Annotated in this window: 15 protein-coding genes and 1 pseudogene; 10 read left to right on the top strand and 6 right to left on the bottom strand. The window is 42.9% G+C overall.

Annotated elements, in window-relative coordinates:
* From VB732_RS30615 to VB732_RS30605, 3 genes are all read right to left on the bottom strand, one after another.
* Positions 1–283 (bottom strand): hypothetical protein (locus VB732_RS30615; protein WP_323234618.1); only part of this gene is annotated, 283 nt, incomplete at its 3' end.
* Between the two features lie 719 nt (positions 284–1,002).
* A complete protein-coding gene (locus VB732_RS30610) occupies positions 1,003–1,164 on the bottom strand; it encodes a hypothetical protein (protein ID WP_323234617.1) in 162 nt (53 codons plus the stop codon).
* Between the two features lie 1,293 nt (positions 1,165–2,457).
* Positions 2,458–2,970, bottom strand: a complete 513-nt coding sequence (locus VB732_RS30605) for a hypothetical protein (RefSeq protein ID WP_323234616.1) — start codon at positions 2,968–2,970, stop codon at positions 2,458–2,460.
* A 447-nt stretch (positions 2,971–3,417) separates the two neighbouring features.
* On the opposite strand from VB732_RS30605, the gene mobV reads away from it, so the two are divergent.
* From mobV to VB732_RS30580, 5 genes and pseudogenes are all read left to right on the top strand, one after another.
* On the top strand, positions 3,418–5,139 hold the full coding sequence (gene mobV / locus VB732_RS30600; protein WP_323234615.1) for a MobV family relaxase: 1,722 nt from the start codon (positions 3,418–3,420) through the stop codon (positions 5,137–5,139).
* 493 nt (positions 5,140–5,632) lie between these two features.
* Positions 5,633–5,889: pseudogene (locus tag VB732_RS30595) on the top strand (tyrosine-type recombinase/integrase); the annotation flags it as partial.
* A 109-nt stretch (positions 5,890–5,998) separates the two neighbouring features.
* Positions 5,999–6,253 carry a hypothetical protein gene (locus tag VB732_RS30590; RefSeq protein ID WP_323234614.1) on the top strand — a complete coding sequence of 85 codons (255 nt, stop codon included), beginning with the start codon at positions 5,999–6,001 and terminating at the stop codon, positions 6,251–6,253.
* A gap of 65 nt (positions 6,254–6,318) precedes the next feature.
* Positions 6,319–7,101 (top strand): DNA-directed RNA polymerase subunit alpha C-terminal domain-containing protein, encoded by a 783-nt coding sequence (locus VB732_RS30585; RefSeq protein ID WP_323234613.1) that lies wholly within the window; start codon positions 6,319–6,321, stop codon positions 7,099–7,101.
* 46 nt (positions 7,102–7,147) lie between these two features.
* The gene (locus VB732_RS30580) at positions 7,148–7,300 is read left to right on the top strand and encodes a hypothetical protein (RefSeq protein WP_323234612.1); all 153 of its coding nucleotides are present in this window, start codon (positions 7,148–7,150) and stop codon (positions 7,298–7,300) included.
* An 18-nt stretch (positions 7,301–7,318) separates the two neighbouring features.
* Here VB732_RS30580 and VB732_RS30575 read toward each other — a convergent pair whose 3' ends face one another.
* The 3 genes from VB732_RS30575 to VB732_RS30565 form a co-directional block, all read right to left on the bottom strand.
* A complete protein-coding gene (locus VB732_RS30575; protein WP_323234611.1) occupies positions 7,319–7,570 on the bottom strand; it encodes a hypothetical protein in 252 nt (83 codons plus the stop codon).
* A gap of 2 nt (positions 7,571–7,572) precedes the next feature.
* Positions 7,573–10,905, bottom strand: a complete 3,333-nt coding sequence (locus tag VB732_RS30570; protein ID WP_323234610.1) for a DUF5906 domain-containing protein — start codon at positions 10,903–10,905, stop codon at positions 7,573–7,575.
* Positions 10,906–11,025: 120 nt separating this feature from the next.
* A complete protein-coding gene (locus VB732_RS30565; protein WP_109013562.1) occupies positions 11,026–11,196 on the bottom strand; it encodes a hypothetical protein in 171 nt (56 codons plus the stop codon).
* Between the two features lie 274 nt (positions 11,197–11,470).
* Here VB732_RS30565 and VB732_RS30560 point away from each other — a divergent pair, with 274 nt between their 5' ends.
* From VB732_RS30560 to VB732_RS30540, 5 genes are read left to right on the top strand one after another with little or no spacing between them, the layout of a single operon-like run.
* Positions 11,471–12,496, top strand: a complete 1,026-nt coding sequence (locus VB732_RS30560) for a ParM/StbA family protein (protein ID WP_323234609.1) — start codon at positions 11,471–11,473, stop codon at positions 12,494–12,496.
* Positions 12,497–12,499: 3 nt separating this feature from the next.
* Positions 12,500–12,730: a hypothetical protein gene (locus VB732_RS30555; protein ID WP_190964141.1), complete on the top strand. Its 231-nt coding sequence runs from the start codon at positions 12,500–12,502 to the stop codon at positions 12,728–12,730.
* A gap of 2 nt (positions 12,731–12,732) precedes the next feature.
* On the top strand, positions 12,733–12,948 hold the full coding sequence (locus tag VB732_RS30550) for a hypothetical protein (RefSeq protein ID WP_323234608.1): 216 nt from the start codon (positions 12,733–12,735) through the stop codon (positions 12,946–12,948).
* Complete coding sequence (locus VB732_RS30545) at positions 12,945–13,196, top strand: hypothetical protein (protein ID WP_323234607.1); 252 nt, start codon at positions 12,945–12,947, stop codon at positions 13,194–13,196. The genes VB732_RS30550 and VB732_RS30545 overlap by 4 nt, the downstream gene beginning before the upstream one ends.
* 20 nt (positions 13,197–13,216) lie before the next feature.
* Positions 13,217–13,447 carry a hypothetical protein gene (locus tag VB732_RS30540; RefSeq protein ID WP_323234606.1) on the top strand — a complete coding sequence of 77 codons (231 nt, stop codon included), beginning with the start codon at positions 13,217–13,219 and terminating at the stop codon, positions 13,445–13,447.
* Positions 13,448–13,587 lie beyond the last annotated feature (140 nt).

Below are 13,587 nucleotides of genomic sequence, written 5' to 3'. Positions count from 1 at the left end.
GTTTAGGCTCTTTCGCTTTCTTTTCAAAAAGCTGAATTCCCGCGTCAATGATCTCAAACCCGTTTTCTGTTCGCACGCCAAGCTTGCCCGATACAGCCCCAGCCCAGTCTGCAAATTCTGAGGCGCTAGTTTCCGCCTTACGCCAGCTTTTGGCGTTAACTTGAGCGGTGAAGACTATACCATTCTGATCGGTCAACTCGATTGCAACTTTTTTATTCGCTGCTGGTGTAGCTGTTGGTAGTGAGCCACTAAATTTTATTGTCACTTCGCTTTTGGCTTCCATACCTTACCCCTGGCTCATCATCAATTTCATTTTTCCCGCTCCTGATTTTATCTTGGATTAGGTTGACGCAACCTGCGGGAACTACGGTTAATCTCTTTGATATCTAACGAAGTAAGCCTTGAGCATTCCCCTGGAAAGAGAATCAAGATTCAACATTAAATCTACAAAAATTTACCCCGTTTTTGACCCCTTGTTAAGAATTCTTCCTAAAAGGCTAAAACGCCTATACCGTAATGCTTTCAGCCTTTGTAAATAAATCTTGTGAAAGATTACAATTGTGCTTTGATTTTGCTGTTTTGTGCATGACACCGAAAATCGCCCAAATTCCCGATTTTCACCAATTCTCACCAATTAAACTCAATATATCCCAATCCTCCAGAACGCAAATTCAAATTCATCGCTGATTTTTTACCTCTTCAACATCTTCCAGTCACCAAATTCTCATTAGCTCAATAATTCCCAATAATTCCCAAAAGTCACCCGATTTATCCCCATATTTACCTACTAATTTTAAACACGCTAATTAGTGCATAAGCTCTGTAATCCATCTTTTTCTGACGCACAGTACGCCATATTTGGCGGAAAGTTTTTGAGGGTCAAAACCGAAAAAGAAAAAAATAGCCCTCAAAATTACTACCACTAAACTACATAAGCACGACAAAAGCCGCCTCACAGTTAACAGCTACAACTGCGGCGGCTATCGTTCAAATATTCTTCGCTCAATCTCCTCCAAAAATCGCATCCAATTCTTGAGACGAAGCCTGACCTTGAACTATTGAAGCGGGTCTGATTGAATCAGCCGCTTCCCCCTCAAGCTCAGGCGACTCTAAAACATTACTCTTGTAGCTTGGGGCATTGACAGCTACAACTGGTGCAGGCAACGCTGGCTGTGACTTGACAACGTAAACATCACTTATTACACAGGTTTTATGTAGTTTGTCAGTATTGAAATAGTAGTTCTAAATACCTTGCCCAACTGGTAGCTGTTGGGTAGCTCAACTGGTGACACACAGCTACCAGTTGAGTAGTAAAAAAGCGAGTTGTTGAAAATTTGATGATTCCCCAACTGGTAGCTATACAGTAGCCCTACTGCTACCAGTTCGGCATAAGACATTTATCGAAAAATTCTGGTGTAATGCTCACTGAATATGACTTACAGCAAATTTTGAGCGCTGGATTCATTCTCAATAACTTCAAAATTATTGAGAATATATAATACATTTATGTTGCAACTGTGCTTCAATAATTCTTTCATTAACTTAAGCCAGCCCACTTAACATCCGATTTTTTTTTCTTCATGCCTGAATAGAAATTGTTCCTTTCACAATCTCCACGCTTATTAATAGAGATGAAACTTGTTTTAAGTAGTGAAATTGTCTGATTAGTCACAGTTACAAATAGCAGACATTTTGCACCTAAAACCCCGATTCCTGTGCAAAATGTCTGCTATTTTGCACAGCTTATACACGCTTTTAACTGTTATAGCTGTCAAGGAACTTTGATTATTCACTACAAAATGTCTGCTATTTTGCACATCGCTTTGATCAAAAAATTGGTGTCTAATACATACACAAACTACGTTTTAGCCATTTTTATCAAACTGGCTCATTCTCAATAACTCTAAAATTATTGAGAATATATAATACGCTTGTGTTGCAAACGTACTTCAAAAATCCCGCTCAATCAATTAACTTCTTCAGTAAGTGAATCTGAAATTTCTCCTGTGAGTTCAGCCGTCACTCTATATATTTAGCGTTAACTGAAACAGAAACTCGTCTAACGCAGCAACTACACTAAACACTTATAACCCCGCAAACTTGGTGTAGTTTAACCGTATTAAATCAGTCTCATCCGACACTAATATTTTTGGCCGTCCAAAAGGACAAAAACAGTGGTTTTTTGTCCTTTTGGCCGTCCAATGAGCGCCAACCCTACTCAATTGTCATGCTCTGTTGACAAATGCCCACCTGTCAACGGCCGTCCAAAAGGACAGAAATGACCAGTTTTTGTCCTTTTGGCCGTCCAGTGTTTTTGAAAAAATCTTCTGTAACTTATATCCAGTCTCAATTACAGCCACTTTTTGGTGCTATTTTTATTGTCAATAAGATACCAGCTTATTGACAATGCGTAATCATGATGTGTTGCAATTGTGTTTCAAAAATTCTTTCTTGAATTTAACCGTACCCACCCAACATCTCAGTAGCTAGTTTGAGTTCTTCTGAAAGTTCCAGTTTCATCAATCCTAAGTCATCCTCATCAAATTCCTCATCAGAGTCAACATCATCGCCATCATCATCAGAAATAAGAGGCTGACTATTGCTTGTCACAGTGGTCGCTGCATCAGCACCACTTTGAGGCTGACTAGTGCTTGTCACAGTAGTCGCTGCATTAGCGCCACCAGATAAAACTATTGACTGAGGCTCAATTCGAGCAATACGCCTAATAGTTGCCAGTTTCGCTTCTAGGCGTTCAATTGCCGACCAACAAGCTTTCTGTAATTCCGGCTGATTGACTTGACCCTCTAACGCTTCAGCAAGCCAAAAAGCTGTAATCGCTTCTATGGCAAACTCTGTCGCTGATCTATTAGAAGGATGCTTCAATAAATAATCAATCACCTTCCCCTCCCATGAATTACTCTTGCGTTTAATCCTGGGTAACTCAACATAGGAATTTTGCTGTTGACTCATATCTTGACCTCACTCAGTACGAAAAGTATTTTTAGTATAAAAACAAATCAATGTGTAGCATGAGTATAAATGTGTCTACCTTAACCATAATAGCGATAATATTGTGTCTAAATGTGGTGTTTTTAGCCGAAAAAATGTCAATCTAATTTAATTAGCTTGACCCCCAATAGTGCAATTAATGAGTGTTATTGTGGTGTATAACGCCAAACCATCAAACAATTCCCTAAATGCGCCCCAGAGAGCTAAAAACCCTACACAGCAGGCTTTTTAGCAGCAGAGGGGGTTTTGTGTCCGCCAAATTTCGCGCTGGTTTGCTAAGATTTAGGTGTATACCCACTACACCTTTTTGCCCTAACGGGTGGCTTGCGCCATTTCTCCCTGACGGTCGAAACAAAAAGGTTCCGTGGGGTCTGCGACGCAATTGCACTCAATCACTCGAAAAGTGGCATGGCTTACGCTATTGCACGAATTAAAAAACTCAAGCGCAGTAACTTGGCAGGCAGTGAAGCGCACACTGCTCGTCAGCGAGAAACACCCAACGCTGATTCAGATAAACAAAATATCAGATTCATCGGCACTAACAACCCAACGCTCTCATTAGATCAGTTGGTGATGGAAAAGATAGGGGAGCAGAAGCGGAAGATTCGCCCCGATGCGGTTTACTGCACCGAGATTTTATTGACTGCCAGCCCCGAATATTTCCGTCCCAACTGCCCAACACAAGCGGGTTACTATGAGCAGGATAAAGTTGATTCCTGGCTGACTGCATCCAAACATTGGTTAGAGTCGCGGTACAGCGATCGCATTGTCAGGGCAGAATTACACTTGGATGAAGCCACCCCACACATTCACGCCTACTTTGTCCCCCTTGATGAAAAAGGGCAACTGAGGGCCAAGCACTTCTTCGACGGTCGCTTGAAGATGAGGCAGTTTCAAGATTCCTACTCCGAGGCTACAGAACATCTGGGGTTAGAGCGTGGCATTAAGGGCAGTAGGGCGCAACACCAGGAAATCAAGGACTTTTACAGCATTGTTAATGCTGGCATAGAACCAGATACCAGCCTCACCCAGTTGCAACTGCAAGCTAAAGCGGCTGACCGGGATAGGGCGCAAGCCAAAAAACAGCAGATGGAAGCTACAGCTAAAGCTTTGGCGCTTGAAAATGAACTCAAAGATAAGCGTATCAAGGAATTAGAGGCACAAGTAGCTTTTTGGCAGCAGCAAACCCAACAACTGCGCGATTTGGAATTGTCGGATGTCGCTTGGGAACTGGGGCTAAATTACGAGCGTGAGCGGTGGCGGGGTCACGGTCACATCATTAATATAGATGGGCCCAAATTCTACGACTTTGCCCCCGATCAACAAAAGGGATCAGGGGGTGCGATTGATTTGGTGATGCACGTTAACAATTGCAATTTTCGGCAGGCGGTTGTCTGGTTAGATGAGCGATTTGGTGAAGCTGGTGTAGAACGTGCGGCGATCACTCACGTTAAGAACAGGGCGGCTGACATTATCCAGACTGAACCACGTCCCCAATTCACCCCACCCGTTGAAGATAAAAGCAATTGGACTGCCGTTGAGCGTTACCTCAATCAATTTCGGGGCATCCGCTCTGACTGTATTCAAATGCTTCATAACCAGGGGCTAATTTACGCTGATGATCAACAAAATGCTGTTTTTGTCATGCGAAATCTTGATGGTCAACGTAACGGTGCATTCCTACGGGGAACTAGGGGGGAGAACAACACTTTTAAGGGATACGAGAAAGGAACCAAACGCAGTGATAGCTGGTTTTACTTCAGTTTGGGGGGAAAGGCTAACGATAAAACCTCAACAGCGATTCTGTGCAAGTCCCCCATCGATGCTATCTCAAGAGCTATGCTGGAATATCTTATCAGGGGCGATGTCCCACCCAAACGAACAGTCTATATGGCTATTGATGACATCAAGAGCTTACCAGTTGAGCGATTGCAGAAAGTTCCTAATATACTGGTGGCGTTTGGTAACGATAAAAGCTCTGATGCGGCAGCACAGCGTGTATTAGAACTAATGCCACAGTCCCAAATCAAAAAATCTAAAGCCAGTGATTGGAATCAGCAGCTACTTGATTATGGGCGACAGTTAAGGCAACAGCAGCAGCAACAGCAGGATGATGAATTGAGTCTTTAATAGTCAGCGATCAAGAGAGTGAACTGTACAGTTAGTTTTGTAGTATTAATGTAGCTGTTTGGTACTTCTTTTTGATGAAAGTGATTTGGAATTTACTTAAATCATCATTTTTCGCTCCAAAAAACTTTCCGCCAAAGATGGCGTACTGTGCGTCAAAATTCAAAATTCAGTTGCCGCTAAAGTGCCGCAGGTATGCCATACATACTCCATGAGTTAACCATGTTTTTATCATAAAAATCGGTTCCAGGAACTTCCAAGAAGCGGTAAGAAGTGACTGGAAAATGACTACTAGTTGCCCCATATTGCCATGAGTTTTATGTTATTTTGACTGAAAATTGCCACAGAAATGACATACTCTCAATTTGGCTATGCTGATTTGTTTTGATACCAAGAAAATCACGACGAAAATTTTCTAATAGGGATGCTTTTGATCAGCTTGCTCCCAGTTAGGAATAGATCCATCTGGTTCATCAATGACTGGGATTTTAGACGTGGCGTGAGTACCCACAGCTTCAGGCGTACCGCGCTCACCCCTTCAGGAGTAACGCTGGCATACCACTGCGGGTAATTCAGGAAATCTCTCTTCATCGGAATTTGGAGCAGTTGCAGAAATATTTGGAAGTGAGCGACGAGCAGGTGTTGGGAGCGGCGGCAAGTTTGGCGATGCTGTCTCCGGTTGGGAGAGATACCGATAAATATGAACTTCAAAACAAAGTGCTGCTTTCAAGGAAAACCAAGACTAGGGAGTAGAATTAAGTGATTACTATTCCAAAACGGTAATTTTAATACTTTGTGTAGATGTGTGTGTATAAGCAATATGAAAAAACTAAGTCAAGATTTGTACTAAGAAGATTTTTATATGGATAACGACAATGAAATAGACAAGAACAATTTTTTCTACCAGCGCTATCGATATCTTGGTAAGTACACGCCTCAAAGTTTTTTATTCAATGCTAATCTTCAAGAATTTTCTCAACGTGTCTGTTATCTCTCTAATCTAGAGACTTTGGGAAAAGTTTCTTCAGAGGAGTGCTATGAGGAAATTGAATTACTATGGCAGCAATTAACACAGAGCTTTAAGGCGCTAGGAACTGATCAGAAAGACGTTAATTAATTCTTGTCAACACTGTATACACAATGATATAGTTACTGTGTACACTGTTGACAAAGGAGAGGGATATGGGGAAAAAAAGCAAGGAATCGCCTATTGTAAGCTTCCGTGTGCCACATTCTGTTGTCGAAAAGTTAATTACAGAAGGCAGATTAAAGCCTAGCCATATAAAGTCAGAGTTATCCAACCTAATCAAAAATGACTGGTTAGCCTCTGTTGATGCTGGTGTAGAAGCAACCGTGAGTGTAAATACTGTTTATGAGCAACTAGCAAAAATAGATAGAGTTCTAGAAATACTTGAGGACAATAAGCCGAATGGCGTTATTGATGACAATGTAGACAGTGTTGAGAAAATTAGCCTCCCTGAAAGCTCCGACTCAATCTCGCCAGATAATCAGCTTGTAGAGGTTGCCAACAGTAATGTACATCGCGTAGAGCAAATAAATGGGGATAATACACCTGTAAGTGTTGTTGATGACAATGAGGACAGTGTTGAAAAAATTAGCCTCCCTGAAAGCTCCGACTCAATCTTGCCAGATAATCAGCTTGTAGAGGTTGCTAACAGTAATGTACATCCCGTAGAGGAAATAAATGGGGATAATACACCTGTAAGTGTTGTTGATGAAAACAGTATTGAGTCATTGAATTTGAAAAGAAATACTTATACGGCACTTCTGGATGCACAAGTTAACACAATAGAAGATTTAAAGAAATATGGTGTCACAGGTTTGAAAACGCTGAAAAATCTGGGAAATAAATCTGTATCTCAGATAGTTGAAGCATTGCAAAGCCGAGGGATTGAGTTACCAGAGTTACCAGACCCAGAACCGGAACACACGCCTTCTCTCTGAGCAGTGATGCCCGATAGGAGTTGATGAGCCATTTTTCAATATCGCAGTGTCAAAAACGTTGTTGGTTGTGGGCGGGGATGTCGGGAAAGTTAGATATGACGACATTGGGGTTAAACTGGCGCACAGTAAAGCATCCAGACCAAGATTAGCCCAAATAGTGATCGCCTACGGGGGGCGGTTACGCCATCGCACTTTTTAAGAAGCAACAAAACCTAACTCAACCAATTACAAATACTTCTCTAAGGTAGACATCTCGGTTGCCTTCCTCAGTCACCACAGTAACAGTCCCATGTGTTTTGTCATAGCTGACCATTTCACCTGTGAACCTGACAGCACCACTAAGCGATCGCACTTTAACCGAGTTCCCAACAAACGGAATTGTTTGTTGGGGTAAATATAGCGAACGGCGGATACCCTTAAGTAGTTTTTTTATAAAACAGTAAGCTAACGGGTGGCAGTGACCACCCATTTTTATGAGCCAAAGTGAACCTCCCTCTCGGCGGCTGGTATTAGCATCTCAAGTTGCGCGAATTCACCCAAGGTCAAAAACCCGTGCAGTTCTAAATAAGAAGAGATTTCCATTTCGCTCAAAATCTCTTTAATCACTTCCCAACTTGGATTAGGGGATTCCAAGATACAAGCGATCGCTTCTGAGGCTAAAACCTTGGAATCTTCCGAAGATGGCACAGAGTCCGATTGACCCGCACCACTTTCTAGCTTTTCCGCACAACTTGGGGAGCTACCCGCCCCAGTTTGAGAGCTACCCGCCCCAGTTTCGCCCCAGTTCCCGCCCCAATTTTCCTTATCCTGTAAGACTTCCGCCCCACCCGCCCCAGTTTGGGTTACATATTCTTCTTTTTCCATTGGAGAAGAAAGTAAATCAATTTTCATATCTTCCTTTTCAATGTTTTCTCCAGAATTAGAAAAACTGGGGCGGGTGGGGCGGGTTGCTTGCTGTGACTGGGTTTCTGGGGCGGGTAGTGGGGCGGGTATGGGGCGGGTTGACTCTAAACTGGGGCGGGTTGCTCCCAAAATCCCGATGCCTTTCAGTATTGGAATCTGCTTTTTGCGAACATCACAGTACCTACTTGCCATAACTGCCTTGGGGAAGAGTTGAGCAATTCGAGCGCTGACTTGGTTAATGCCCTTCACGTTTTTGTCGCTGGGTCGCACTTGGTCAATCCACGTTCTGCGGTTGTTTTCATCTATAGTCAATGTGCCATTCTGCTGATACCAATTCTCCAGCAACATCCACAAAGCGCTTACTGACATCTCGCCACCTTCGACGTAGCCCAGTTTTTCATCTTCAATGAAATTAAACAGATGATTATTTTCCTTCTGAAGGTTGCGGAAAGCGTCGGTTGTGCATTCGTAATCGATGCCTGACTCTATAAGGTTGTTGAGAGCCTTCAGAATTCTATTTAGGAATGCAGGAGCTAATTTTGTTCTAATGAAATCTGGGTCATAGCGAAATCGGGGGTCGCCTTTTATCTCGTTTGAATTATTTGGGTCAGGATTATCTACAAAGGTTTTCTTGAATTCTAAGATTGCAATTCTGTCTTTGATTGCTTGTATTACGCCCTGAAAAGCGGGAGTTTCGTTTAAGTTGAAAATACCTATTGCATTAGAAGAAAACTCTATATGGTCTTTCCCTTTCTGTTCGCAGTGTAATGTATCTCCAGTGACAAATAATTTTAAACTTTGGAGTCTGTCAATCCTCGATGTTTGTGGGTTTTCAGAAGCCCAATTAATTCGACTATATATAAGTGGAGCTAACCCGAACTTTCTGCCTTCGTCGTAGGATTGGAAGTCACCCAAGGAGACAGAAGTTAATCCATTCTTTCCGTAAATCGTTGATACACACTCGCGCAGAGCATCTTTACCATTAGAACCAAGACCAATTGCAAACATTGCTTTTACCTCTCTCCCTCTAAATTTTCTAACAGTTTGAAGGTCAAGGGATGCAGCAATATTTCTCAGAAATATTTCTTGTTGTGGCTTGTCTAAACAAGCTAAAAGTTGCTCACAATATGTATCGTCAGCATTAGGGTTATATTCAATCAATGGTTCATAAATGTAATAATCCTCCGGTGTATGTGGGGCTAGTCTTACTGTAAAATTTCTGCCTTCCCACTCAACCTTGACTATCCCATTGGTGCAATTTACCCCAGGAGGATTGAGTAATTCTGCCTCAATTACCGTTCGCATTTTTGCCCATTCCAAAACCTTCTTGACCGAACTGGGTGAGGCGTAGGGATAGGATTTTTTACCTTGCTCATTTTCAACTGCAAAAGAGTTACAGAAGTCAGTTATTCGCTTAGTTTCTCTAGAGTCTGGGGAGTGTTTATAGTGGTTGCCAGTATGCCAGTAGAGTCTATCCGCAGCGCAAATCCAACTCTTATCCCCATAGAGGGTTTTGAAGGCAATTTGAATGAAGCTGACAACTGGATCTTCATCGTTTGACCGATTGTCATCATCACTTACATTTACCTCTGCCTGTTGCTCACGCGCTGCGACGGCAGCGTGGATCTGCTTTTCTAATTTATGGATAAACTCTATTACATCCATCTGTGCCAAGATTTCTTTGATATCACTTGACTTATATGGTAAATCGGGGCAGATGTCGTGAGGGTTAATTCCGATCAATGAAATTCCCACTTCGGCTGCACAGTCCTGGCAGGTTTGAAGTTTTTTCAAGCCAGTGTCGTCAGCGTCATGCAGAAAAACAATTAATCCTATACCTGAATCCTTCAGGAGTTGATATTCTGGGGTGATAGTCTTTTTATCCCATGCACTCCCCTGAAACGTAATCCCAGCAAGCCCATGCTCTCGACCAACTTCCACGCACCCCTCCCCTTCGTGTTGGAGTAGTGCCGGGGTTCCTTGTACAGATTTACTAGCAGCGATCGCTTCATCAATGCGGTAAGCTTTCCAGGGTTCATCCCCTTTTCTCATCTCTGGAGTGCCATCTGGAAGCCTGTGCCATTGGCGGAAGGATTTATCTTTTCCTTTCTCTTTGATATAATCCGCCCATTCATAGCGAATTACCCATTGGGTTTGTGAGTAAGGGTAGATTGTTTGTGTTGCATTCCCTGGTATTCCCTTTGGGAGCTTGCAAGTTATGTTTTGAGTTTGGGGTATGTCAGTCGCCGCTTGGGTCAACATCACCAGTGCTAATTCACCATCTGGAATTGGCGCACTTTTGGGCAAGATTCTTTTGGGCTTCGCTGCCAAACGGTTTAGGGATGGAGTGTAATTAGCCCCTGCCCTTTCTGCCACCACTTCAGCCCAGGGTTTAATCGCCTCTCTGATGTCCTTACACTCACAATTATTGAAGCATCTGTACTTCCCTGTTTCTGGGACAATAGATAAGTCATTCCCGCCACAAACTGGACAAATAAACTTATTTTTAGCTTTGGACGGTTCTAGCTGGTCTTGAAAATTTCGGATGTCGAATTTTTCAAATGCCTGTTGAGTTCTTGAGGCATTAGTTTTTTGTGGTGTATCTTCAAGGCGTTTATTTTCTACACACTCTTGCTTAATTGGGGCAGATTGTGCTATTTTAAGCGGTTCAGAAATATTCGGGGTTGCGCCATGATCTAACAGTCCGGGCGCACTTTGCATTTCTAGCGTATTCATTTGTACTACTCCATATATTTTTTGTGTTTTTTGGAGTAGTTCTTTGCCGTTGTCGCCGCGTTCTGTTAGGTTAGAAGGTGAACAATTATAAAAACTAATCTGGTTGTAGTTTTTGTTGACTACTCGTGAACGACGGCAAATCGTTCTTGGTGTTCGCCTCATCATCTAACTGAGCGCACCCGAAGCAGCAAGAGCTACTCCTTTTTTTTGTACTCAAGCAGTTTGAATGCTTGGGTATTTTCTTTGATGCAATGGGCGAGGGTTTGTATCCACCCACGCAATAACTCATGCTTTATCGCCTGGTTTTAAATCTTCCGATCGCTCAAGAAGCGATTTTTTGACTATTGCGCTTACTAGTTGCGGGATGGTTCGGAATTCCGATTCAGCCCATCGCCGCAGTTGTTCATACTCCTCCGGGTCAAAACTAATAGTTGTTCTGGGTCGTTTCGTAGCCATTAATAACATCACTTGTCCATTTGATAGACATTATGAGCTACTAATATCTCTCTTTTCAAATTACATCACTTATCTACTATATTGACAAGTGATGTACCTGTAGATTAATATAGCATTAACACGGTCAAGGAACCCACAAGTGGTAAAGAAGCCCACGGATGGAAGCGGATAACAGACCCCGTAATTCGGATAGAACAGTAACCGCAGATATCTAAAGCTTTTTCACCATAAAGGTTTTACGAAAAATTGAAACAAATTTAAGGACTTCAATCAGATGGTAGATTTGGCATCAAGTCCCACATTAGGGACATTAGCCCCATCGTTGACCCCTGCTTCTTGGGATTGTGGTAACGGGTATTCTAAACTACATTTTCCCCAAGGAGAGATACTTATTCCCTCCTACTTTAAACAAGTCATTGAAACGGACTCTAACGACTACGAAAGCTTAGGCAACGGTGCGGTAGTCGAATATCTTCAAGGCGAACGATCTGATCTATCTGGCTCTAAGTGGTTGATTGGAGAGACTGCCGAAATCTACTGTAAGCAGTCATTTGGACGCATTGTTGATGACTTCAAAAACAAGATTACTTATGGGCTGCAAATGCTTTTAGGTGCAATTGCTCAAACTCCTAGACAGCAGAGCTATAACTTGTTTTTAGTCGCTTCATTGCATGACTCTCAAGCCTTTGCCCATGATCTAAAGAAAGCCTTGCAAGGTAAGCACATCGTCAAGTTTGATGGCAAAGATATTGTAAACGTTGATATCACCTGTCAAATAACAGAGGAAGGTGTAGGAGCATTGTTAGTTTCTCGCGCCCCTGGTCAGCAGAAAGTCGCGCTCATTGACCTGGGACATGGAACTACGATCACCTCAATATTTGAAGGCAACAAACTATTACAAAATAGTCGCAAGATTGACACAGTAGGCGTTCACCATCTTTGTGAGACGATAGCGAATAACCTCCAAACCCGTCGCCACCTTGGTAAACCAGCTAACCCTCATCTGATCCGAGAGGGGATGAGCAAGAATTTTGTTTATGGAACCACCAATTGGGAGTTTTCAAGCATTTACTCTGACGAACTTAAGGGATGGCTTGCATCTTGTTTAGTGCCTGCGTGGAAGCATTTGCAATCCCGCGCTGATGACCTGGATGCTATTTACCTTGTGGGTGGCGGTGCAATGCTGCCATCGGTTAGTGCAATCGCATCTAGGCAAGGAATAGCACAGATTCCTAATTCCCAAACGGCCAATGCAATTGGGTTACTGAAATTAGCTGTTGCATCACTAAAGAAGGTTTAATTCATGGCGAAAGATAACCGGGTTTGCATCCCCAAAGATTTGATTGACCCCGTAAAAGCTGAGGCGGAAAAACTGCTTCTCACCGATGACCTGACCTCTGCTGTGACTTGGATTTTAAGGGCTTACTTCCGAGATAAAAATTCACTTTGCTGTCAGCAGAAGCAACAACCTGCTCTAACTGACCAGTCCCAACCCGATAGCTTAAGTAACTTTGAGGATTTGTTCGTAGCGTAACCATGAAAATCAACAAAACACTTGGATTCTCTGTTGCTGCCCTTGGCTTTCTAGCCCTTGGCTATTTCGGAGTCCAATACTTCGGTCGTAACAATATGTTCACCATCGCCGCAGCCGTGGGTGGTGCAGGGGCCATCAGCTATGTACTTCAAAAGCCGAACCAGCCAGAAGCGCCAACCGCACCGATAAAAGCTCAAAGAAAAGGAAAGAAGTCATGACCATAGAACGAATCGTAAATATTTGTTGGCAAGCTGACGACGAAGACCCAACGGGACACGTATCTATTTTTCGACCGATTAATGATGAACATGAAAGAGACTTGTGCAAGCCTCACGAATTCGCTGAAATTGTTGTGGCGCTGGCTTCACCGTTGGCTTGTCCACTAGAAGATGAATTGTCTAAATCAAAGTTTTGCGAAAAGTATGGCACTGTGCCGACTTGGATTGGAATGAAAACTTGGCGATAGGGAAGGTAATTAAATAAATCATGAGCGACACAATGCAGACACAACCATCGCTAACAACAACCGAAATCATGACCATTATCCTCGGTTGCGAACAGACTTTAAGGTTCGTGCAAGCATCTCCCAATTACAAACAAATCGAAGCGTCCGAGCGGTTCAGTACATCGAATGACCTGCGTCTGGGTGATGCAGTGCAAGCCTTGATGGAGATTCACGAAGCCATCCTAAATATCGAGTTTTATTCGCAGGTTTGAGGGAGCAAATGTTAGAAACGACAACTTTGCAACGTAACCACCTCTATGAATTCCGTGGTCAACAACTGCGCTACAGCCATCGGTCTAATTGTCGAGTCAATGAACCTTTCGTTTTTAACGACTCCAAGGGCAGGCGTAAA

Source organism: Nostoc sp. UHCC 0252, from assembly GCF_034931145.1.
Taxonomy (GTDB): Bacteria; Cyanobacteriota; Cyanobacteriia; order Cyanobacteriales; family Nostocaceae; genus Nostoc.
The sequence above is the reverse complement of the archived record's forward strand: the minus strand, read 5'-3'. Positions and strand labels throughout refer to the sequence as shown.